Source organism: Enterobacter sp. TCD1-1, from assembly GCF_020567405.1.
Lineage (GTDB): Bacteria > Pseudomonadota > Gammaproteobacteria > Enterobacterales > Enterobacteriaceae > Enterobacter > Enterobacter quasiroggenkampii.
The window spans coordinates 2,325,548-2,348,674 of sequence record NZ_JAJCXF010000001.1 but is presented as its reverse complement, the minus strand read 5'-3'; the positions used below and the strand labels follow the sequence as shown (position 1 = coordinate 2,348,674).

General features: G+C 56.3%; 20 protein-coding genes and 1 tRNA gene. 13 read left to right on the top strand and 8 right to left on the bottom strand.

Translation table 11 applies throughout. From position 1 onward, the window contains the following. Positions 1-245 precede the first annotated feature (245 nt). From LJA86_RS11260 to mgtE, 6 genes are all read left to right on the top strand, one after another. Entirely contained in the window at positions 246-1,358 is a 1,113-nt protein-coding gene (locus LJA86_RS11260; RefSeq protein ID WP_048224198.1) for a porin OmpC, read from the top strand. Between the two features lie 116 nt (positions 1,359-1,474). Continuing rightward, complete coding sequence (gene apbE, locus LJA86_RS11255; RefSeq protein ID WP_045908705.1) at positions 1,475-2,530, top strand: FAD:protein FMN transferase ApbE; 1,056 nt, start codon at positions 1,475-1,477, stop codon at positions 2,528-2,530. Between the two features lie 72 nt (positions 2,531-2,602). After that, positions 2,603-3,661: a bifunctional DNA-binding transcriptional regulator/O6-methylguanine-DNA methyltransferase Ada gene (gene ada / locus LJA86_RS11250; protein WP_063622155.1), complete on the top strand. Its 1,059-nt coding sequence runs from the start codon at positions 2,603-2,605 to the stop codon at positions 3,659-3,661. After that, on the top strand, positions 3,661-4,317 hold the full coding sequence (gene alkB / locus LJA86_RS11245; RefSeq protein WP_229226161.1) for a DNA oxidative demethylase AlkB: 657 nt from the start codon (positions 3,661-3,663) through the stop codon (positions 4,315-4,317). The genes ada and alkB overlap by 1 nt, the downstream gene beginning before the upstream one ends. A gap of 69 nt (positions 4,318-4,386) precedes the next feature. Further along, the gene (locus tag LJA86_RS11240; protein ID WP_045908765.1) at positions 4,387-6,030 is read left to right on the top strand and encodes a multidrug ABC transporter permease/ATP-binding protein; all 1,644 of its coding nucleotides are present in this window, start codon (positions 4,387-4,389) and stop codon (positions 6,028-6,030) included. 147 nt (positions 6,031-6,177) lie between these two features. Then, positions 6,178-7,614 (top strand): magnesium transporter, encoded by a 1,437-nt coding sequence (gene mgtE / locus LJA86_RS11235; protein WP_045414667.1) that lies wholly within the window; start codon positions 6,178-6,180, stop codon positions 7,612-7,614. On the opposite strand, the gene LJA86_RS11230 is transcribed toward mgtE, so the two are convergent. After that, on the bottom strand, positions 7,577-8,866 hold the full coding sequence (locus LJA86_RS11230; protein ID WP_229226160.1) for a SulP family inorganic anion transporter: 1,290 nt from the start codon (positions 8,864-8,866) through the stop codon (positions 7,577-7,579). The genes mgtE and LJA86_RS11230 overlap by 38 nt on opposite strands. Positions 8,867-9,053: 187 nt before the next feature. Between LJA86_RS11230 and mqo the strand changes: the two genes are divergently transcribed. Then, a complete protein-coding gene (mqo, locus tag LJA86_RS11225) occupies positions 9,054-10,703 on the top strand; it encodes a malate dehydrogenase (quinone) (protein WP_023344564.1) in 1,650 nt (549 codons plus the stop codon). 93 nt (positions 10,704-10,796) lie between these two features. On the opposite strand, the gene eco is transcribed toward mqo, so the two are convergent. Beyond that, positions 10,797-11,300: a serine protease inhibitor ecotin gene (gene eco, locus LJA86_RS11220; RefSeq protein ID WP_229226159.1), complete on the bottom strand. Its 504-nt coding sequence runs from the start codon at positions 11,298-11,300 to the stop codon at positions 10,797-10,799. A gap of 209 nt (positions 11,301-11,509) precedes the next feature. On the opposite strand from eco, the gene LJA86_RS11215 reads away from it, so the two are divergent. Further along, complete coding sequence (locus LJA86_RS11215; RefSeq protein WP_229226158.1) at positions 11,510-11,770, top strand: DUF2534 family protein; 261 nt, start codon at positions 11,510-11,512, stop codon at positions 11,768-11,770. A 125-nt stretch (positions 11,771-11,895) separates the two neighbouring features. Beyond that, positions 11,896-13,083, top strand: coding sequence for an MFS transporter (locus tag LJA86_RS11210; protein ID WP_069720458.1), 1,188 nt, complete (start codon positions 11,896-11,898; stop codon positions 13,081-13,083). Between the two features lie 38 nt (positions 13,084-13,121). Here LJA86_RS11210 and LJA86_RS11205 read toward each other — a convergent pair. The 3 genes from LJA86_RS11205 to LJA86_RS11195 all read right to left on the bottom strand — a co-directional run bounded on the left by LJA86_RS11205 (position 13,122) and on the right by LJA86_RS11195 (position 15,278). After that, a tRNA-Pro gene (locus LJA86_RS11205) sits at positions 13,122-13,198 on the bottom strand. Positions 13,199-13,270: 72 nt separating this feature from the next. After that, entirely contained in the window at positions 13,271-15,031 is a 1,761-nt protein-coding gene (gene yejM / locus LJA86_RS11200; RefSeq protein ID WP_229226157.1) for an LPS biosynthesis-modulating metalloenzyme YejM, read from the bottom strand. Between the two features lie 19 nt (positions 15,032-15,050). Beyond that, a complete protein-coding gene (locus tag LJA86_RS11195; protein WP_008500958.1) occupies positions 15,051-15,278 on the bottom strand; it encodes a YejL family protein in 228 nt (75 codons plus the stop codon). A gap of 134 nt (positions 15,279-15,412) precedes the next feature. Between LJA86_RS11195 and yejK the strand changes: the two genes are divergently transcribed. Beyond that, on the top strand, positions 15,413-16,420 hold the full coding sequence (gene yejK, locus LJA86_RS11190; RefSeq protein WP_008500957.1) for a nucleoid-associated protein YejK: 1,008 nt from the start codon (positions 15,413-15,415) through the stop codon (positions 16,418-16,420). A gap of 50 nt (positions 16,421-16,470) precedes the next feature. On the opposite strand, the gene rplY is transcribed toward yejK, so the two are convergent. Further along, complete coding sequence (rplY, locus tag LJA86_RS11185) at positions 16,471-16,755, bottom strand: 50S ribosomal protein L25 (RefSeq protein ID WP_008500956.1); 285 nt, start codon at positions 16,753-16,755, stop codon at positions 16,471-16,473. A gap of 125 nt (positions 16,756-16,880) precedes the next feature. Continuing rightward, entirely contained in the window at positions 16,881-18,641 is a 1,761-nt protein-coding gene (locus LJA86_RS11180; protein WP_111967554.1) for a DEAD/DEAH box helicase, read from the bottom strand. A gap of 349 nt (positions 18,642-18,990) precedes the next feature. Here LJA86_RS11180 and rsuA point away from each other — a divergent pair, with 349 nt between their 5' ends. From rsuA to LJA86_RS11165, 3 genes are all read left to right on the top strand, one after another. Continuing rightward, positions 18,991-19,698, top strand: a complete 708-nt coding sequence (gene rsuA / locus LJA86_RS11175) for a 16S rRNA pseudouridine(516) synthase RsuA (protein WP_021241522.1) — start codon at positions 18,991-18,993, stop codon at positions 19,696-19,698. Between the two features lie 15 nt (positions 19,699-19,713). After that, positions 19,714-20,910: a Bcr/CflA family multidrug efflux MFS transporter gene (locus LJA86_RS11170; RefSeq protein ID WP_045334334.1), complete on the top strand. Its 1,197-nt coding sequence runs from the start codon at positions 19,714-19,716 to the stop codon at positions 20,908-20,910. Between the two features lie 278 nt (positions 20,911-21,188). Beyond that, positions 21,189-21,533: a YejG family protein gene (locus LJA86_RS11165; RefSeq protein WP_008500952.1), complete on the top strand. Its 345-nt coding sequence runs from the start codon at positions 21,189-21,191 to the stop codon at positions 21,531-21,533. Positions 21,534-21,536: 3 nt separating this feature from the next. On the opposite strand, the gene yejF is transcribed toward LJA86_RS11165, so the two are convergent. Then, on the bottom strand, positions 21,537-23,126 hold the full coding sequence (yejF, locus tag LJA86_RS11160; protein WP_229226156.1) for a microcin C ABC transporter ATP-binding protein YejF: 1,590 nt from the start codon (positions 23,124-23,126) through the stop codon (positions 21,537-21,539). Between the last annotated feature and the right edge of the window lies 1 nt (position 23,127).

Genomic DNA, 23,127 nt, shown 5'->3' with positions numbered 1-23,127 from the left:
CATGGTTCTGTTTTTTCTTTTGATTATAAGTGCTAAATTTCTAAGCTCTTTGTGCTTTGTAAAAGTTCCTTGATTTTTACATTTTGAAACATGTTGACTGATAAATGAAACATCTTCAAAGTTTTCGTATCATATTCGCGTTGGATTATTCTGTAATTTTGCGGAGAATGAAATTGCCGACTGGTTAATGAGGGTTAACCAGTAAGCAGTGGCAATTATAAGGCATATAACAGAGGGTTAATAAAATGAAAGTTAAAGTACTGTCCCTCCTGGTACCAGCACTCCTGGTGGCAGGCGCAGCAAATGCGGCCGAAATTTATAACAAAGATGGCAACAAATTAGATCTGTACGGTAAAGTTGATGGTCTGCACTATTTCTCTGACGACAAGGGTAACGATGGCGACAAGACCTACATGCGTCTTGGCTTCAAAGGCGAAACTCAGGTTAACGATCAGCTGACCGGTTACGGCCAGTGGGAATATCAGATCCAGGGCAACACCAATGAAGGTGACAACCAGTCCTGGACGCGTGTGGCGTTCGCAGGTCTGAAGTTTGCTGAAGCTGGCTCCTTTGATTATGGTCGTAACTACGGCGTGATTTACGACGTGACCTCCTGGACCGACGTGCTGCCAGAATTCGGCGGTGACACCTATGGTGCCGACAACTTCCTGCAGTCTCGTGCTAACGGCGTGGCAACCTACCGTAACCAGGACTTCTTCGGTCTGGTTGATGGCCTGAACTTTGCTCTGCAGTATCAGGGTAAAAACGGCAGCGTAAGCGGTGAAAACACTAACGGTCGCAGCCTGCTGAACCAGAACGGCGACGGCTACGGTGCATCCGTGACCTATAACCTGGGCGAAGGCTTCAGCGTGGGTGGTGCGATGTCCTCCTCCAAACGTACCGCCGACCAGAATGCAGCTGGCGTATACGGTAAGGGCGATCACGCAGAAGTTTATTCTGGTGGCCTGAAATACGATGCCAACAACATCTATCTGGCAGCGCAGTACTCTCAGACCTACAACGCAACCCGTTTCGGTACCTCTAACGGCAGCAACCCAACTACCGCTTACGGCTTTGCCAACAAAGCGCAGAACTTCGAAGTGGTTGCTCAGTACCAGTTCGACTTCGGCCTGCGTCCATCCGTGGCTTACCTGCAGTCTAAAGGCAAAGACATCGAAGGTTACGGCGATCAGGATCTGCTGAAATATGTTGATGTGGGTGCGACTTACTACTTCAACAAAAACATGTCCACCTACGTGGATTACAAAATCAACCTGGTTGATGAAAATGACTTCACCCGTCAGGCGGGTATCGGTACTGACGATATCGTCGCGCTGGGCCTGGTTTACCAGTTCTAATCGCGTTAACGTGTGACGTAAGGGGGCCTGATGGCCCCCTTTTTTGTGCTTCTCAGATTCTCACAACGCCCCTTTTTTGGTGTACTCTTGCCGCCCTGGCATGAGGATAATAATGAATGGACATGACTTTTTTACGCGCCAGCTTTCTGGCTATGCTTTTTTTCCTGACCGCGTGTAACGATCCCGCGACCGTGGCGAAAACCGATGCACCTGCCGCGACGGTGCTCGAAGGTAAAACGATGGGCACCTTCTGGCGCGTCAGCGTGATGAACCTCGATAAAACACGCACGGATGAACTTCGCGGCAAAATCCAGTCGCAGCTGGACGCCGACGATCAGCTGCTGTCGACCTATAAAAATGACTCGGCGCTGATGCGCTTTAACCTCTCGACCAGCACCTCTCTGTGGCCGGTGAGCGAGGCGATGGCCGATATCGTGACCGAGGCAATGCGCGTAGGTTATAAAACCAACGGGGCGATGGATGTGACCGTCGGTCCTCTGGTGAACCTCTGGGGATTTGGCCCTAATAAACAGCCGGTGAAGACGCCCGAACAGGCGGCCATTGATGACGCCCGCGCCCGGACAGGGCTACAGCATCTGACCGTGATCAACCAGTACGGGCAGCAGTACCTGCAAAAAGATATCCCCGATCTGTTTGTCGATCTGTCGACGGTCGGGGAAGGCTATGCGGCGGATCATCTTGCTGCACTGATGGCGCAGGAAGGAATTTCCCGTTATCTGGTCTCGGTGGGCGGCGCGTTGGTCAGTCGGGGCATGAACGCCAGCGATAAACCGTGGCGCGTAGCGATTCAAAAACCGACCGATCGGCAAAATGCCGTGCAGGCGATAGTGGATATCAACGGACATGGCATCAGCACCTCCGGAAGCTATCGCAACTATTACGAGCTTGACGGGAAGCGTATTTCGCACGTGATTGATCCGCAGACCGGACGCCCCATCACGCATAACCTGGTCTCGGTGACGGTCATTGCCCCCACCGCGCTGGAAGCGGATGCCTGGGATACCGGATTAATGGTTCTCGGCCCGGAAAAAGCCAAAGAGGTGGTCCGTCAGGAAGGGCTGGCGGTTTATATGATCACCAAAGAGGGCGACGGGTTCAAAACCTGGAGCTCGCCGCAGTTCAACAGTTTCCTGGTCAGCGACAAAAATTAAAAAGCAAGGTTGCGGGTTTTTTATCGGTGGCGCTCAGGCACGCTCTATGTATGCTTATACAAGGAGCCGATCATGAAAAACCCAACCTTAATGACCGATGAGGATCGCTGGCAGGCCGTGCTGGCCCGCGATCCGCTCGCAGACGATCAGTTTGTCTTCGCCGTGCAGACGACGGGCATTTTCTGCCGCCCGTCATGCCGTGCCCGCCACGCGCTGCGTAAAAATGTCCGTTTTTATCCCGATGCCCGGCACGCCGCTCAGGCAGGCTTTCGTCCGTGCAAGCGCTGCATGCCGGACAAACGCGATCCGCAGGCGCAGAAGCTGGCAAAAGTGGAACATGCCTGCCGGCTTCTGGAGCAGGATCCCGCGTTAACCCTGGAGAGACTGGCGGAGCAAGTTGCCATGAGTCCTTTCCATTTCCACCGCCTGTTTAAGTCGGTGACCGGCATGACGCCAAAAGCCTGGCAGCAGGCGGCGCGGGGTCAGCGTCTGCGCACCGCGCTTGCGCAGGGAGACAAAATTACCGATGCCGTGCTGGCGGCGGGATTTCCCGACAGCAGTAGCTATTATCGTAAAGCCAACGATGCGTTGGGCATGACGGCGAAGCAGTACCGTAAAGGAGAGGTGGCCGTGCGGTATGCCATCGATGACTGTTCGTTAGGACGCTGTCTGGTTGCCGAAAGCGAGCGGGGGATCTGCGCGATTCTGCTGGGTGACACCGATGCGGAAGTCACCGCAGAGCTTGCCACGCAATTTCCAAAAGCTACGCACGCGCCGCTGGACGACGCCTTTGTGCAGCGGATCCACCAGGTCATTGCCAGTATTGATAACCGCGACGTACCGCTTGCGCTGCCGCTGGATATTCGCGGTACCGCGTTCCAGCAGCGCGTCTGGCAGGCCCTTCGCACTATTCCCTGCGGCGAAACGGCAAGCTACCAGCAGGTGGCGCAGGCGATTGGCCAACCCGGTGCGGTACGCGCCGTAGCAGGCGCCTGTGCGGCAAACACGCTGGCAATTGTGATCCCCTGTCATCGGGTGGTTCGCAACGACGGTGCGCTGTCGGGCTATCGCTGGGGGACGGCGCGAAAAGCGCTGTTACTGAAACGTGAGGCGAAACGCCGGGAGGAATAATGCTCGATCTTTTTGCGGATGCTGAACCCTGGCAGGAACCGCTTGCGCCAGGGGCGGTGATCCTCCGCCGCTTTGCTCTCTCCCGTGCGGCGGCGTTGCTTGCCGGTATTGAAGAGGTCACGGCGGTTTCACCGTTTCGCCATATGGTGACACCGGGCGGCTACACCATGTCGGTGGCCATGGCCAACTGCGGCGAACTGGGCTGGGCGACAAACGAACGTGGGTATGTGTATGCTCCAAACGATCCCACGACCGACCGGCCGTGGCCTCCCATACCTGCGGTTTTTCAGGCACTTTGTCACGAGGCTGCCGTGGCAGCGGATTATCCGGATTTTCGTCCTGATGCTTGTCTGATTAACCGCTACGCCGTCGGTGCGAAGCTCTCGCTGCATCAGGACAAGGATGAGCCCGATCTGCGCGCGCCTATCGTTTCGGTATCGTTAGGTCTGCCCGCCGTCTTTCAGTTTGGGGGATTACGCCGCAACGATCCGCTCAAACGCATTATGCTGGAACATGGCGATGTGGTGGTGTGGGGCAGGGAATCGCGGCTTTATTATCACGGCATTCAGCCGCTGAAACCCGGCGTTCACCCCCTCACGGGCGAGTACCGCTTTAATCTGACCTTCCGTCAGGCGGGGATGCGTAAACTAAAATAAGAATTATTCTTGATGTCCGCGCAGGGCAGTTTACACTGCTCGCTGATTTTTATTGTCCGGATTGCCTGCATGCAACTACTTCTCCTCGTCTGGCGTCAGTACCGCTGGCCCTTCATCGCCGTTATGGCGTTAAGCCTGGCCAGCGCCGCACTGGGTATTGGCCTGATCGCGTTTATTAACGTGCGGTTGATTGAAATGGTCGACACCTCGCTCTCCGTATTGCCGGAGTTTCTTGGCCTGCTGCTGCTGCTGATGGCGGTTACGCTCGGCTCCCAGCTGGCGCTGACCGCGCTCGGCCACCATTTCGTTTTTCGTTTGCGCAGTGAGTTTATCAAGCGGATCCTGGACACCCAGGTCGAACGCGTTGAGCAGCTCGGCAGCGCCTCCCTGCTGGCGGGGCTGACCAGCGACGTACGCGCCATTACCATCGCGTTCGTTCGTCTGCCCGAGCTGGTGCAGGGGATCATTCTGACCTTTGGCTCGGCGGCTTATCTCGCCTGGCTCTCCAGCAAAATGCTGGCGGTGACTGCGCTGTGGATCGCCATCACCATCTGGGGCGGTTTTGTCCTGGTGTCACGCGTCTATAAACACATGGCGGTGCTGCGCGAAACCGAAGATAAGCTCTATAACGACTACCAGACGGTACTGGAAGGGCGCAAAGAGCTCACCCTGAACCGCGAGCGCGCCGAGTATATCTTTAACCATCTCTATATTCCGGACGCACGCGAGTACCGGCATCACATCATTCGCGCTGATACCTTCCACCTGAGCGCGGTGAACTGGTCAAACATTATGATGCTGGGCGCCATTGGCCTGGTATTCTGGATGGCGAACAGCCTGGGCTGGGCGGACACCAACGTCGCGGCAACCTACTCGCTGACGCTGCTGTTTTTGCGCACGCCGCTGCTCTCTGCGGTCGGCGCGTTGCCCACCTTACTGAGTGCGCAGGTGGCCTTTAATAAGCTCAACAAATTCGATCTCGCGCCGTTTAAAGCCGAATTCCCGCGCCCGCAAGCCTTCCCTGACTGGCAGACGCTGGAGCTGCGTAACGTCACGTTCCGCTATCAGGACAGCGCCTTCTCCGTGGGGCCGGTCAACCTGACGATCCGCCGCGGCGAGCTGCTGTTCCTGATTGGCGGCAACGGCAGCGGTAAATCGACGCTGGCGATGCTGCTCACCGGGCTTTATCAGCCGCAGTCGGGCGAGATTTTACTGGATGGCAGAGCGCTGAGCGCGGAGAAGCCCGAGGATTACCGCAAGCTTTTCTCGGCGGTGTTCACCGACGTCTGGCTGTTTGAGCAACTGCTGGGTCCGGAAGGGCAGCAGGCCAATCCTGCGCTGGTGGAAAAATGGCTGGCGCAGCTGCAGATGTCCCACAAGCTGGAACTTCAGGACGGTAAAATTCTCAATCTGAAGCTTTCCAAAGGGCAGAAAAAGCGCGTGGCGCTGCTGCTGGCGCTGGCGGAAGAGCGTGACATCATTCTGCTGGATGAGTGGGCGGCGGATCAGGACCCGCACTTCCGCCGCGAGTTTTATCAGGTGCTGCTGCCGCTGATGCAGCAGATGGGTAAAACCATTTTCGCCATCAGCCACGACGATCATTACTTTATTCATGCCGACCGCCTGCTGGAGATGCGCGACGGCAGGCTGAGCGAGCTGACCGGTGAAGAGCGCGATGCAGCCTCGCGTGACGCGGTGGCGCGTACGGCCTGATGCCCTCACCCTAACCCTCTCCCACAGGGAGAGGGGATAATCGTGGCCGTAATGCTGCTTTTTTCTCCATCCCGCCCCGTTGTTTATTCTTATTTACATATCCTCGCGCTATGCTTAATACCAACTTATTTCATGGATTTATGATTGATGTCGGTATTAAAGAAAAACAGCGCCAGACAGCGTGACCAGGAACGTGCGCGACTGATCTGGCTTCTCACGACCGATAAAGCGGTCACCTCTACGCTATTAGGCAAACTGACCCTGGCTGAGCAATATGATGTCGGCACTTTAGCCGACGATATTGCTGAGGTAGGTGCGCTGGTTGCTCACTTACCCCCGCCGGATCTGGCGGATACCCTGGAAGCGCTTCCCTCGGAAGAACGTCACGCCCTGTGGCGGCTGGTGCAGGATCACGAGCGCGGACAGGTGCTGCTTGAGGCCTCCGAAAACGTCTGGGACGACCTGATCGACGAGATGAGCGACCGGGATATACTTGACGCTCTGCAAACCCTGGATATCGACGAGCAGATTTACCTGGTTCAGCACCTGCCGCGAAACCTGACCGGTCGCCTGCTGGCGTCACTGCCTGCCGATGAACGCGCGCGCGTGCGTCAGGTGATGCACTACGAGAAAAACAGCGTCGGCGCGATCATGGAGTTCGGCGTTATCACGGTGCGCCCGGACGTGACGCTCGGCACCGTGCAGCGCTATCTGCGTCGCCTGGGCAAAATGCCGGATAACACCGATAAGCTGTTTGTTACCTCCCGGGATAAAACCCTGCTCGGCGAGCTGGAGCTGAAAACCATCCTGCTCAACAGCACCCAGCGGAAGGTGAGCGAGGTGATGGAAAACGAGCCGATGGTCTTCTCCCCGGAGGACGATGCGGAGAAAGCGGCGCGTACCTTCGAACGTGACGACCTCGTCAGTGCCGCCGTCGTGGACTCCGTTGGCAAACTGATGGGGCGTCTGACCATCGACGAGATCGTTGACGTCGTTTATGAAGAAACCGACAACGACCTGCGTGCGCTGGGGGGGATCAGTGCGGGAGATGACGTCCATGCCTCCGTCGGCAAGGCGGTGAAAACGCGCTGGGCGTGGCTGGCCATTAACCTGTGTACCGCGTTTATCGCCTCCCGCGTGATTGACGGTTTTGAACATACCATTTCGCAGCTGGTGGCGCTGGCCTCGCTGATGCCGATTGTGGCCGGGATTGGCGGTAATACTGGCAATCAGACTATCACGATGATCGTTCGCGCGCTGGCGCTGGAGAATATTCAGCCCGGCAACTTCGCCTTTCTGATCTTCAGAGAGATGGGTGTGGCGCTGATCAACGGCCTGGTCTGGGGCGGCATTATGGGGGGCATCACCTGGTGGTTGTATGACGATATGGCGCTGGGTGGGGTGATGATGCTGGCGATGGTGCTGAATCTGCTGGTGGCATCGATGATGGGCGTTATTATCCCGTTGACCATGACCAAACTGGGTCGCGACCCCGCGGTGGGGTCGAGCGTGATGATCACCGCCATCACCGATACCGGCGGTTTCTTTATTTTTCTTGGGCTGGCGACGATTTTTCTGCTTTAAGCCGACGCTTAATGCGGGCGGGAAGCAGCACCATGACGATAATCCCGCCCAGCACGCCAATCGCCAGATTGCCGGTTGATACAGTGGCGGCAACGGTCACCAGCATGACGACCGTTTCTGCAATCGGGGCCGTTTTCAGCGTGGCTGGCTGAAGGCTGTGCCAGCTGAAGGTTTTGACGGCGACGATCGCCATAATGCCCGCCAGCACCGCCATCGGGATGTTGGCCATCACGTCGCTGAGCGCCGTCACCAGGATCAGCAGCACGATGCCCGCAGCGAAGGTTGAAATGCGGCTTCGGCCTTTCCCCATCTCCACGTTAACAATGGTTTGTCCGATCATCGCGCAGCCCGCAATACCACCGTAAAATCCGGACAGGATATTGCCGATGCCTAATCCAATGCTTTCGCGGCGTTTACTTGACGGTGTCGCGGTCAGCTCATCCACCAGCTTTGCGGTCAGCAGGGATTCCAGCAGGCCGACAAACGCGATGCTCAACGCGCACGGCCAGATTATGCTCAGCGTCTGGAGATTGAGAGGGACCAGAAGTTCACTAAGACCCGGCAAGCCGCCGCTCATGGCGCCTTCATCGCCCACGGTCGGCAGGCTTTGCCCGGTTGAAACGGTAAACAAGGTTAACAGCACAATCGCAATCAGTGGGGAAGGGATGCTTTTGATATAGCGCGGCACCCACAGCACGATCAGTATCGTCAGCACGAACAGGCCCACAATCAGCGGGCTTCGGCTCCAGAAATGGGGAACCTGCGCAAAGAAAATCAATATCCCGAGGGCGTTAACAAACCCGGTCATGACCGACTGGGGAATAAAGCGCATCAGCCTTGCCATGCCCAGCACACCAAACAGAATCTGAATCACGCCAGCCATGAGCACGGCGGGAAGAATGTACTGTACGCCGTGCTGATGCACCATGGGCCCAATAACCAGTGCCACGGAACCGGCCGCGGCCGTGACCATCGCCGGGCGACCGCCCAGTACAGACAGGGCAAGACAGAGCACCACGGAAGCGATCAGGCTGACCTTCGGGTCAACGCCCGCCACCACGGAAAATGAGATGACCTCGGGGATCAGCGCCAGGGCGGTAATCACGCCCGCCAGCGTTTCACGCGTCAGCTGCTTAGGGGAACGCAGCACGCTGGCGACACGGTTTTCGGGAGATAAAGGAGAATGGGGTAGGGACATAACGTTTCGCTGGTTAGGGCAGGCTTCCGTGCGCGCGATCACAAAACGCAACATACTAGCCCGTTAAACCGCCCTTTACCAGACGCTTCGAGAATTCCTCACAAACAATCCATCATTAAATTTCACAATTACAATAATTTCGTAACCTTTAAACAATATTTAAAAGTTGTTACCGTGCCCCCGCAGCTTTTTTCACCTGCAATTTCCACGCATCAAGCACTTTTACACTAAGGCATAAATTATGAAAAAAATGACTGCCATGCTCTTTTCTCTGGCCGTGGGGCTTAACACCGTCTCCATGGCGGCGAAAGCTGACGCACCAAAAGAGCAGGAAACGGACGTCCTTTTAATCGGTGGCGGTATCATGAGCGCCACGCTGGGAACCTATCTGCAAGAACTGCAGCCGGACTGGTCAATGACCATGGTCGAGCGCCTTGATGGCGTGGCGCAGGAGAGTTCGAACGGCTGGAACAACGCCGGTACCGGCCATTCGGCACTCATGGAACTGAACTATACGCCGCAGAAAAAGGACGGTTCCATTAGTATCGAGAAAGCGGTAGAGATCAACGAGGCGTTCCAGGTTTCTCGTCAGTTCTGGTCTCACCAGGTCAACAGCGGCGTGCTGCACGACCCGCACTCCTTTATCAATACCGTACCGCACATGAGCTTTGTGTGGGGCGAGCAGAACGTCAACTTCCTGCGCGCGCGCTACGCCGCACTGCAGCAGAGCACGCTGTTCCGCGGGATGAAATACTCTGAAGATCACGCGCAGATTAAAGAGTGGGCTCCGCTGGTCATGGAAGGTCGTGACCCGAACCAGAAAGTGGCGGCGACCCGTACCGAAATTGGTACCGACGTCAACTACGGTGAAATTACCCGTCAGCTGGTGACGTCTCTGAAGAAAAAAGAGAACTTCAATCTGCAGCTCAGCACCGAAGTGCGCGGTTTCAAGCGCAACGCGGATAACAGCTGGAGCGTGACCGTTGCCGATCTGAAAAACAATGAAGCCGAGCACGTCATCAAGGCGAAGTTTGTCTTTATCGGTGCGGGCGGCGCGGCGCTGAAGCTGCTGCAGGAGTCCGGCATTCCGGAAGCGGACGACTACGCGGGCTTCCCGGTCGGCGGTCAGTTCCTGGTGTCCGATAACCCGGAAGTGGTGAACCGTCATCTGGCAAAAGTGTACGGTCAGGCTTCCGTGGGTGCGCCGCCAATGTCTGTTCCGCACATCGACACCCGTATGCTTGACGGCAAACGCGTGGTGCTGTTTGGACCGTTCGCGACCTTCTCCACGAAGTTCCTGAAAAACGGCTCCCTGTGGGATCTGCTGAGCGCAACCACCACCTCTAACGTCAAGCCGATGATGGACGTGGGGCTGGATAACTTCGATCTGGTGAAATACCTGATTAGCCAGGTGATGCTCTCTGACGACGACCGTTTCGAGGCGCTGAAAGAGTACTATCCGCAGGCGAAGAAAGAAGACTGGCGCCTGTGGCAGGCGGGTCAGCGCGTACAAATCATCAAGCGCGATCCGAAAGAGGGCGGCGTGCTGCGTCTGGGTACCGAAGTGGTAAGCGATAAGGATGGCACCATCGCCGCGCTGCTGGGTGCGTCACCGGGTGCGTCTACCGCTGCGCCAATCATGCTGCACCTGATGGAAAAAGTGTTTAAAGATAAAGTCGCCAGTCCGGAATGGCAGGCGAAGCTGAAGACCATTATTCCATCCTACGGCACGAAGCTGAACGGTAACGTGAGCGCGACGGAGCAGGAGCTGGAATACACCAGCCGCGTACTGCAGCTGCAGTACATCAAACCGCAGGCTGCGGATGCTGCCCCAAAAGCGGAGCTGAAGCCTCAGCCGGAAAACAAACCGGTTGCGGATATCGCGCTGTAAGGTAAAAAAGCCGGGTGGCGCTGACGCCTACCCGGCCTATGTTCGGTGTTGTTTTGTAGGTCGGGTAAGGCGAAGCCGCCACCCGACTTAATTTCAACGTACGACAGCCTGCTCAATCTTCTCTTCAGCCTTCCACACGCGATACTTCACTTCCACGTTTTCAGGCGTATAAACCACGATCGGCAACTTGCTGTTGTAGCGCAGCAGGCTATTGTCGCCCAGATACGCTGTCACAAATTTCTTCTCTTTCTTGCCATCCGGGCAGGCCATCATGGTAGAGACCGGCGAGGTCACTTTATCAAAGACGTAGTAGTCGTAACCCCAGCCTTCCAGCGTTTTGCTTTCCAACTGACCACCCAAGCGATGCTGGTTGCAATCCACTTCCAGCGTCTTGCCAATTAACAGCTCTACTTTGAAATTCGCTTCATCCTGCTGTGCCGGCAGCTGGATCACCTGACGCTTCATCCCTTTATCCGCTTTCGGATACGGGGCGATTTTTTCCAGCGGCTGCTCTTTAGGGGGTTCGCTGGCGAAAGCACTGGTGCTGACACACGCGGCGGCGATGAGTGCGATGGCAAATTTAGGTGCGTTTTTCATTGTCATTCCTTTATGTCAAAACGATCCTGCACAGGTTAACATATCAACTATGAATGATTGGTGTTATTTACTTACATTTTCAATATGAATAGCGTAATAAACCACATATTTGCCATTTAAGTAGAGATTTGTACTGGCGTGGAGTCCGGCAGGCGTTTGTGTTATTTTAGACCCTCTATAATGTTATTCATCTGTAAAAGGGAAGAGAGATGGTTCGTGCAAAACTGAAAACGCCTCAAGGCCGCAAGTTCCTCCTGGCGCTGCTGGTTGTGTTTATGATTGCTGCCGCGTGCGTGGGGCGGGCCACCATTGTTGGCGTCATCGAACAGTACAACATTCCACTCTCAGCCTGGACAACCAGCATGTATGTCCTGCAATCGGCGATGATCTTTGTCTACAGCCTGGTGTTCACCGTTCTGCTGGCCATCCCGCTGGGCATTTTCTTCCTGGGCGGACGTGATAAACACTAGACGCCGATTTGCGATATCGAAGCCATCCTGCGGGGTGGCTTTTTTTATGTCTAATAATTTTTATTCGCATTTCCAGGATATTCTGTTTCGAACAAGACAGTTCAACATGAAGCAGGAGATGCGCAATGTTATCCCGGTTTGCAACGCTCAGCCGGATCCCGAAAGGAGTCTGGGTGGTGGGCGGCGTCAGTATGTTAATGGATATCTCCTCGGAGATTATTCACAGTCTGCTGCCGCTGTTTATGGTGACGACGCTGGGCGCCAGCGTTATTTTCATTGGTTTGATTGAAGGTCTGGCTGAGGCTACGGCGCTGTTTATCAAGGTGTTTTCCGGCGCCATCAGTGACTATCTGGGCAAGCGTAAAGGACTGGCGGTTCTGGGCTACGGTCTTGGCGCATTGAGTAAACCGTTGTTCGCTATCGCCTCTTCTTCCGGCATGATCCTTGGGGCGCGCTTAATCGACCGGGTCGGGAAGGGGATACGGGGAGCGCCGCGCGATGCGCTGGTTGCTGACGTTACGCCGCCGGAACTTCGCGGCGCGGCCTTTGGGCTGCGTCAGTCGATGGACACCGTCGGCGCATTTCTCGGGCCGCTGCTGGCCGTAGGATTAATGCTGCTGTGGAACGATGATTTCCGCACGATTTTCTGGATCGCGGTGATCCCCGGCGTGCTCGCCGTGGCGCTGCTTTTCTTCGGCCTGCATGAGCCGAAAACGCCCGTCGAACATAAACGCACGAACCCCATCAAAAAAGAGAACCTCAGGCGTCTCGGGAAAGGCTGCTGGTGGGTCATTGGCCTGGGGGCCATCTTCACGCTCGCACGTTTCAGTGAAGCCTTTCTTGTGCTGCGTGCACAGCAGTCGGGGGTGCCGCTGGCGCTGATCCCGCTGGTGATGGTGGCCATGAATCTGCTCTATTTCCTCTCTGCCTATCCGTTTGGCAAGTTATCGGACGGGATGAGCCATACCCGATTACTGCAGTGGGGTCTGGTGATGCTGATTGGGGCAGATGTTGTGCTGGCGCTGAGCACCCACTGGGCTGGAATGCTTCTGGGCGTTGCGCTTTGGGGAGTGCATATGGGGATGACGCAGGGGCTGCTGGCGGCAATGATTGCGAAAACCGCGCCTGGGGATCTGCGCGGTACCGCCTACGGCATTTTTAGTCTGGTCAGTGGCGTGGGATTGTTAGTCGCCAGTCTGGGCGCCGGGGTCATCTGGGAAACGTTTGGCGCAGAATATACGTTCTATGCCGGAGCGGTGATTTGCCTGGTTACGCTGGTGTACCTGCGCAAAACGCCGGACGAGGCGAAATAAAAAAACCAGCCATAAAAGGCTGGTTTTCAATGTGTTTTTGGTCGGCACGAGAGGATTTGAACCTCCGACCCCCGACACCCCATGACGGTGCGCTACCAGGCTGCGCTACGTGCCGACGCATAGAAAGAATACTACTCGATTCCGTTTCGAATGCAAGGGAATCCGTCGCTAACTGGTTTATTATTAATCAGTTAGCGACGAAGCGTTTCTCATCCGTCAGGACCTGCAGCAGCAGGCTCAGCTGCGGTTTCTGGTCTTTAAGCCGTTCACCCTGCAGGTTATACGTCTGATAATTCCCATTGTTGTTCAGCACCAGCGTCAGCTTCGGCGTGGTCACCACCAGCGTATTATTCCCCGCAGCCGTGACCCAGTTATGGCGGCGCGCGGCGCTGAAGAGATCCTGCCCCTGGGAATACTCATTGGCAGGCGTGCTGACGTGCAACAGGCGTTGCATCAGGGTGGTCATCACATCTTTATGCTCGGTAAGCATATTGATGCGCTGCGCCGGCGTACCCGGCCAGTGGATGACCAGCGGAACCTGCAGGTTCGGGCGTGACCAGCTCATGCTCTTCGTCTCGTCACCTAACGGGACGCCATGGCCTGCGGTCACGATCACTACGGTGTTATCCAGCTTGCCGGACTCACGTAGCGCGTCAAGCACGCGGCCAATCTGCGCATCAACATCACCCGCCGCGCGGCCGTAGCGGCGCGCGAAATCACTCTTATTGCTGTTGGCAAGCGTAGTGCCGTTAAAGGAAACCCATGAGAACCAGCGGTTATCTTCCTGGGCATAGCGCTGGAGCCAGTTTATCCATTGGCTGGCGGTCTGCGCATCGGACTGATTTTGTGCCGCTGGCAGTGAGAAATCAGACAGCAGCGCCTGGCGGTAGAGCGGGCTGTTAAAGCCATCGGATGAGAACAACCCTAACTGATAGCCCTGCTGATTCAGCCCGGTGATCAGCGCCGCAGGTGTGCGGGTAGAGAGTACGCCGTCCATGTATCCGGCTGAAATGCCATAGAAGAGGCCAAAGATGCCCGCGTCGGTTGTGTTACCGGAGCTCATATGCTGAGTAAACGTGACGTTTTGACTCGCGAAATTGGCCAGCGCAGGCATCTGCTTCTCGTAACGGGAATAGTTCAGGCCATCGACGGTGATCAGCAGGACGTTTTGCCCGCGGCCCATATCGCGATAGCGCAGGTCGCTCAGCGGATACTGCACGCTGACGGCTTCCGGGTTACCCTGCTCGATAAGACGTCGCTGGTACTCCTGCGCATCAAGCAGGCCATGTTTTTCGAGGAAGCGACGTGCCGTCATCGGGTACGAGAGCGGCAGGTTCGCGCGCTGCATGGTAATCGGGCGATAGAAGTTCGCATCCGCCCAGATATACATGATGTGCGAACTGATAAAGGAGACGAAGAAGAGCGCGGCGACGGGCTTCGCGTAGTGGCGTCGGCGGGTCAGGCTGCGCAGTTTTTGCCAGCTCCAGGTGGCAAACAGCATCTCAATCAACAGGATCACCGGGACGCTGATAAACATCAGCTGCCAGTCACGGGCCGTTTCGTTCTGGTCGGGGTTAATCACCAGTTCCCAGACGATGGGGTTGAGATGCAGGTGGAAGCGGGTGAACACTTCACTGTCGATAAGCAGCAGCGTCATCCCCACCGTCGCAAGGATGGCGGACAAGAATCGCATCAGACGCTGCGACATGACGATAAACGTCAAGGGGAACAGGATCAGCAGATAGGTGGCGAAAACCAAAAAGCTAAAGTGACCGACAACACTTATCCAGGAGTAGATACGCCCGGTGAGCGTTGTTGGCCAGTCTGCGACAAACAGATAACGACAGCCAATGACCGTCGCCAACAGAATGTTGAACAGGGCAAACCAGTGCCCCCAGCTGACCATCTGGGAGACTTTTTCACGGTAGCGCTGACGATTCGTCACCATAAACTGTTGTTCGTATCCCTTAATGGGCCGGGTCGTTGCTGACGGACGACTGTAAAGCCTGGGCGAAAGATTTTGCGATCGCCTGACGCTGAGCCGGAGCAACGCTGGTGTTAATCAGATTGGTGACCATATTTCCCAAAACCATCAGGGAGAGATCGGTCGGCGTTTTATGTTTTTCCAGTACGTTGACCAGCTCACTGAGCAGTTGTTCAACGTGTTCATCACTGTAGCGGGAATGTTGTGGCATAAATCAAAATCAGTTTGTTGATGAAAGGGCAACATATTACCGTAGCAACAGCTTTTTTTCCCCTTTTTTATCTGTTGTTGCACACATGTCCTGGTGGTGGTTGAATACCGCCCGGTCTAAAAGGAGAGTTTATCATGAGTCTGGAAATCAACCAGATTGCCTTGCACCAGCTTATCAAGCGCGATGAGCAAACCCTTGAAGTGGTGCTACGCGATTCGTTACTGGAACCTACGGCGACCGTTGTGGAGATGATGGCAGAGCTGCATCGCGTCTACAGCGCCAAAAATAAAGCCTATGGGCTGTTCAGCGAAGAGAGTGAACTGGCCGATAGCCTGCGCCTGCAGCGCCAGGGTGAAGAGGATTTCCTGGCGTTTAGCCGTGCGGCAACCGGGCGTCTGCGCGACGAGCTGGCGAAATATCCGTTCGCTGACGGTGGGATCGTGCTGTTCTGCCACTACCGCTACCTGGCGGTCGAGTATCTGCTGGTTACCGTGCTGAATAACTTAAGCAGCATGCGCGTGAACGAGCAGCTGGATATCAGCTCGACGCACTATCTGGACATTAACCATGCGGATATCGTGGCGCGTATTGATTTGACCGAGTGGGAAACCAACCCGGAATCGACCCGCTACCTGACTTTCCTGAAGGGACGCGTGGGCCGCAAAGTGGCGGATTTCTTCATGGACTTCCTCGGTGCCAGTGAAGGGCTTAACGCCAAAGCGCAGAACAAAGGGCTGCTCCAGGCGGTGGACGATTTCACAGCCGAAGCGCAGCTTGATAAATCTGAGCGCCAGACGGTGCGCCAGCAGGTTTACAGCTACTGCAACGAACAGCTGCAGGCTGGGGAAGAGATTGAGCTGGAGTCGCTGTCAAAAGAGTTGGCGGGCGTCAGCGAAGTCAGCTTCCAGGAATTTACCGCAGAGAAGGGCTATGAGCTTGAAGAGAGCTTCCCGGCAGATCGCAGCACGCTGCGTCAGTTAACCAAGTTTGCCGGCAGCGGCGGCGGGTTAACCATCAACTTTGATGCGATGCTGCTGGGGGAACGTATCTTCTGGGATCCGGCCACCGATACGCTGACCATTAAGGGGACGCCGCCGAATCTGCGCGATCAGCTTCAGCGCCGCACCTCGGGCGGTAAATAGCAGGCACAAAAAACCCCGCAGAAGCGGGGTTTTTTTCGACAGGTTTGCGATTACGCGCGAACGAAGTCGATGTGAGTCAGTTTTGGCTTGAACGCGTGACGCTGAACAGCCTGAACTTTCACTTTTTCTTCTTTACCGCCAACAACGATGGTCAGAACTTCGCTGTAGAATTCAGCTTTGGTCTGCAGGTTCCACAGTTTGTCGTGATCCAGTTCGATTGCAACTGGAGCAGCTTCGCCACCGTAAACGATAGCCGGGAACTTGTTAGCGGTACGCAGGCGGCGGCTCGCACCCTTACCCTGCACGTTACGTACTTCTGCTTCGATAGTAAACATTGATTTCTCTCTGTATTTAAAACCCTACTACAGGCGACCCAGCAGCAGGTGAGTGTTCTGCCTCACGGATGTGAAGCGGGCGGCATTTTATACTCAAATGCCCCTCACATCAATGAAAAGTCCCGCTACCCGCGCAATTCGTTGGCGCGACGGAAGCGACCTTCGTAGTCGAAGAGTTTTTCGCGCACCTGCCAGAACTGGCCTTTTTTGCGGGCGACCACAAAATCCGGATGGCGCAATAGCACCTGCTGGCGCACGATATCGGCCACGGTGATCCAGCGCAGGGGCACGCCCGGAGTGCGGGTGTGCGGGCGGATAAACAGCTGTTCGAAGGCCGTTCGCTGGGCAGGCGTCTGAAGCCGGAAGCGCTCGCTGACGTCCGCCCCGTCTTCATCGTAATAAGTGATTTTCAGCCATTCGCCTTTTTCATCGGCGCCGGGCTGCAACGCCATGCCGGAACAGCGCAGCACCAGCGCATCTTTCAGCTTTAATGCCGCTTTCAGCATGTCGTCCGGGTCAACCAGCACCGTGTCGCACTCCCGACAGCGGCGAGCGGCAATGTCATTTTCGGCGTTGCACTGCGGGCAGTTTTTAAAGCGGAAACGAAAATCGCACTGCTCGCGATGCCCGTCATCATCTTCAAACCAGCCCTGACAGCGGCGGCCAAAATGTTCGATCAGCGTGCCGTCGGCGGTGGTTTTGCCCCAGAAGGTGTTGGCAAACCCGCAGGCAGGGCAAAAGACCTGAACGGGCACGTTGTCGCTTTTCCCTTTTGGCGCGCCGACCTCAGGCGTATAGAGATCGTGTGGGTTACCGGCATAATCCAGAATCAGGCAGTCGGTTTTCCCCGGCGCCAGACGCAGGCCGCGGCCAACAATTTGCTGATACAGACTGACCGATTCGGTCGGACGCAAAATAGCGATCAGGTCGACGTGCGGGGCGTCAAAGCCGGTGGTCAATACCGATACGTTGACCAGATAGCGGAACTGCTGGGCTTTAAAGGCTTCAATCAGGCGATCACGCTCCGGGCCGGGCGTCTCGCCGGTGATGAGCGCCGCGTCGCCGGGGGGCAGTAACCCGGTGATTTCGCGTGCGTGCTCAACGGTGGCGGCAAAGATCATCACCCCTTTGCGCGTCGCGGCGAACTCCTCAATCTGGCTGATGATATGCGGCGTAATGCGCTTTTGCTTTTTCAGCTCCTGGTTAAGATCCGCTTCGCTGAATAACCCGTTGCTCTGCGCCTGCAGGCGGCTGAAGTCGTACTGCACCACCGGCATATCCAGCCGTTCAGGCGGCGTCAGGTAGCCATGTTTAATCATGTAGCGCAGCGGAAGCTCGTAGATGCAGTCGCTAAACAGGGCCTTGTCATCGCCGCGCACCATGCCGTGATAATGGTAGCGATAGATCCAGCCTTTCCCCAGACGAAACGGGGTCGCCGTCAGGCCCAGCAGGCGCAGGTGAGGGTTCACCTCTTTCAGGTGTGACAGGATTTGCTGATACTGGCTGTCGTCGTCATCGCTGATGCGGTGACATTCGTCGACAATCAGCAGCGAAAATTCGCTGCGAAATAGATCCAGATTGCGGGCCACCGACTGCACGCTGCCAAACACCACTTTGCCGTGGCTCTCTTTACGCTTTAGCCCGGCGGCGAAAATGTCGGCTTCCAGTCCAAGCGCACAATATTTGGCATGGTTTTGCGCGACGAGCTCTTTAACGTGCGCCAGCACCAGCACGCGGCCGCGGGCCAGACGCGCCAGTTCGGCAATGACCAGGCTTTTGCCTGCACCGGTCGGCAGCACAATCGCCGCCGGCTCGCGATGTTTGCGGAACCAGGCGAGGGTGGCGTCAACGGCTTCCTGCTGATAGGGACGAAGTGTAAAAGTCATGGGGTCTCGGTTTCGTTATTCCGCACATATACCCGTCATACTTCAAGTTGCCTGTGCGTTGGCTGCACTCGTTCACCCCGGTCACTTACTTATGTAAGCTCCCGGTGATTCACTCCTTTGCCGCGTGACTCGGCCTGTGGCCTCGCCCCTACGGGGCCAGCGCAAGCGCTGTTCAAAACGCTATAGGCGTTTTGTCATGCAACTCGAATTATTTAGGGTATAGATAGTATGCCACGAAACTTTTTCCCTTGAGTGGCGCAACCAGACCATTATACTGAACCGTTCCAGACTGCTTCTTTTTTCGGACCTGTTGTCCGACTTCCTGCACCATTAAGGCTAAAAAGATTTCATGCGACTTGATAAGTTTATCGCTCAGCAACTCGGCGTAAGCCGCGCTATTGCCGGGCGCGAAATTCGCGCCAGCCGCGTTACCGTGGATGGCGACATTGTGAGAGACAGCGCGTTCAAACTGCAACCTGACCATCAGGTGGAGTATGACGGCAATCCGCTGACCCAGCAGCACGGTCCGCGCTACTTCATGCTCAATAAGCCGGAAGGCTACGTCTGCTCAACGGACGATCCGGATCACCCGACGGTGCTCTATTTCCTCGACGAGCCGGTGGCGCACAAGCTGCACGCCGCAGGTCGACTCGATATCGACACCACCGGGCTGGTGCTGATGACCGACGACGGTCAGTGGTCGCACCGCATCACCTCTCCACGCCACCACTGCGAGAAAACCTATCTCGTGACGCTGGAGTCACCGGTGTCGGATGACACGGCAGAGCACTTCGCGAAAGGCGTTCAGCTGCATAATGAAAAAGATCTGACCAAACCGGCGGTGCTCGAAGTCATCACCCCGACCGAGGTCCGTCTGACCATCAGCGAAGGGCGCTATCATCAGGTGAAACGTATGTTTGCCGCGGTGGGGAACCACGTTGTTGGCCTGCATCGCGAACGGATTGGTGCGATTGAACTCGATCCCGACCTGGCGCCTGGCGAATATCGCCCGTTAACGGAAGAAGAGATCGCCAGCGTCGGTCTGCCTTCGCACTAATTTCAGGAGAACTCTGTGACCACCAGGCCACACTCGTCGTTCAAAATCGTCTTCATTCTTGGCCTGCTGGCCATGCTGATGCCGCTGTCTATTGATATGTACCTGCCCGCGCTGCCGGTGATTTCCGCGCAATTTGGCGTTCCGGCGGGCAGCGCGCAGATGACGCTCAGCACCTATATTCTTGGCTTTGCCCTCGGCCAGCTGTTTTATGGCCCGATGGCCGACAGCCTTGGACGCAAGCCGGTCATTCTGGGCGGGACGCTGGTCTTTGCGGCCGCAGCGGTTGCCTGCGCGCTGGCGCAGACTATCGATCATCTGATTATCATGCGTTTCTTCCACGGTCTGGCGGCGGCAGCGGCAAGCGTTGTGATTAATGCCCTGATGCGCGATATCTACCCGAAAGAAGAGTTCTCCCGCATGATGTCGTTTGTCATGCTGGTGACGACGATTGCGCCGCTGGTGGCCCCGATGGCCGGTGGTGCGGTGTTGGTGTGGTTCAGCTGGCATGTGATTTTCTGGATCCTGGCCCTGGCCGCGCTGCTGGCCTCCGCGATGATCTTCTTCTTTATTGATGAAACGCTTCCCGTCGAGCGCCGCCAGAAGTTTCACATCCGAACCACAATTGGTAACTTTGCCTCGCTGTTTCGCCACAAGCGCGTGCTCAGCTATATGCTGGCGAGCGGGTTCAGCTTCGCCGGAATGTTCTCCTTCCTGAGCGCCGGGCCGTTTGTCTACATCGAGCTGAACCACGTTTCGCCGCAGCACTTCGGCTATTACTTTGCGCTTAACATCGTCTTCCTGTTCATTATGACCATCATTAACAGCCGCTTTGTCCGACGGGTGGGGGCGCTGAACATGTTCCGCGCCGGGCTGTGGATCCAGTTTGTGATGGCGATCTGGCTGGTGGTGAGCGCGTTTCTGGGCGTGGGCTTCTGGGCGCTGGTGGTCGGCGTGGCGGCCTTTGTCGGCTGCGTGTCGATGGTGTCATCCAATGCGATGGCGGTGATTCTGGATGAGTTCCCGCACATGGCAGGAACCGCATCTTCCCTGGCCGGGACATTCCGCTTCGGCATTGGCGCTATCGTCGGCGCGTTGCTTTCGATGGCCACCTTTACGACGGCATGGCCCATGCTGTGGGCGATGGCTTTTTGCGCAACCAGCTCGATACTCTTCTATCTTTACGCCAGCCGACCGCGAAAAGCGGTCCACTAAAACACAGAGAAGGCCCGGTAGGGCCTTTTTTGTTGATGCATATCAACCAAACCCCGTTCGTTTATGCTGTGTTTGTTTATTTTATGTAAAATCTATTTGTGTAAAAAGTCACATCATTGTATTCAAAAAGGTTGAGTTAGATCGCAGAAACGGGTACATATAGCGCCGACGCGAGCCTGAATACCGATAAAAAAGTGCTGAATAGTGCAGGCTGACGATGATGTGTTACTATAAATGTAAATAAATTGTGAAGTAAATTTTGCTTCCGGGGAACGAACGTGAATACATTACAACTTTCTATTGTCCATCGCTTGCCCCAGAGCTATCGCTGGTCGGCGGGTTTTGCTGGTTCGAAAGTTGAACCGATTCCGCAAAACGTCGCGGGCTGTGAAAACTGCCTGGTAGCGCTCAAGCTGTTAAGCCCGAGTGACGAAAATGCCTGGCGGGTGATGGAGCGTCTCAGTCAGGCCCTGACGGATATCGAAGTGGACAGCTCCGTACTGGAGTGCGAAGGTGAGCCGTGCCTGTTTGTGAAAAGCCAGGACGAGTTTGCTGCCACCTGCCGTCTGAAAAATTTTGGTGTTGCCATTGCCGAGCCTTTCTCCGGCCAGTACCCGTTCTGAGCGCTAGTCTGACGACAACAGCTGGCGCGTGTAGCGCTGCGTTGGCGCGCTAAATACGCGCTGGCAATCACCCTGCTCGACCACCTCTCCCTGACGCAACACAATCACCTGATGGCATAGCGCCCGCACCACCTGCAAATCATGGCTGATAAAGATATAGGCCAGCCGGTGCTTTTCCTGTAACCCTTTCAGCAGCGCCAGGATCTGCGCCTGTACGGTCCTGTCCAGCGACGACGTGGGTTCATCCAGAATAATCAGCTCTGGTTTCAGGATCAGCGCGCGGGCAATGGCGATACGCTGGCGCTGCCCACCGGAAAATTCCGCAGGGTAGCGGTGGCGCGTCTCGGGATCTAGACCCACTTCGGCCATGACCCTAATGACCTCCTGCTCGCGCTGCTGCGCGCTCAGGCCGGGCTGGTGCACGCGCAGACCCTCTTCGATAATCTGTAACACGCTGAGCCGTGGGTTAAGCGAGGAGTTGGGATCCTGAAACACCACCTGCATGCGGGGCCGCACGGGCAGCATCTGGCGGCGGTTCCAGCGGTGCAGCGGCATATCGTCAAACAGGATCTCGCCCTGGGAGGCAATTAAGCGCAGCAGCGCCAGACCGGTGGTGCTTTTACCCGAGCCGGATTCGCCCACCAGCCCCAGGGATTCCCCCGGGCGCAGCGAGAAGCGGAGGTTTTTCAGCACCGGGTTGCAATCGACAATGCGGCGCAGAATACCTTTGCGGATCGGGAACGAGACGGACAGATCCTCAACGCGCAGCAGCGGCGTGCTGTCCGCATCGAGAGGAACCGGGTCGCCGGAGGGTTCGCTGTCGAGCAACCGCTGCGTATAGGGGTGCTGCGGTGCGCTCAGCAGCGTTGATGCCGTATTCTGTTCAACGCAGCGCCCGTTCTGCATCACCGCCACGCTGTCGGCCAGCTTTCTGACAATGCTCAGGTTGTGCGTGATAAACAGCAGGCTCATGTTCAGCTCGTCACGCAGTTCCCGCAGCAGCGTCAGTATTTGCGCCTGTACCGTCACGTCCAGCGCCGTTGTGGGCTCGTCGGCTATCAGCAGTTCGGGGCGCGTGAGCAGGGCCATGGCGATCATCACGCGCTGGCGTTCGCCGCCGGAGAGTTGATGCGGAAAATCATTCAGTCGTTTGGGCGCATTGCGTATGCCTGTGCGTTCAAGACAATCCAGAATTTCTCCCCGCGCGGCCTCTTTGCGCATCCCACGGTGCAGGGAGAGCACTTCATAGAGCTGTTTTTCCAGGCTGTGCAGCGGGTTAAGCGACACCATCGGCTCCTGGAAGATCATCGCGATTTTGTTGCCGCGAATGCCGCGCAGGGTCTGTTCGTCGGCGTGCAGCAGCGAACGGCCGTGAAAGAGAATATCCCCTTGCGGGTAGCTCACTGGCGGAGAAGGCAGCAGCCGCAGGATGGAGAGCGCCGAAACGCTCTTGCCTGAACCCGATTCACCCACCAGGGCCAGCGTTTCACCGCGCTGGATCTGCAGCGTCAGGTCGCTGACCACGGTGCGCGTCTCGTCCTGTTTTGAAAAGGCAATCGACAGGTTATCAATACTGAGCAGGGGCTGGGTCATC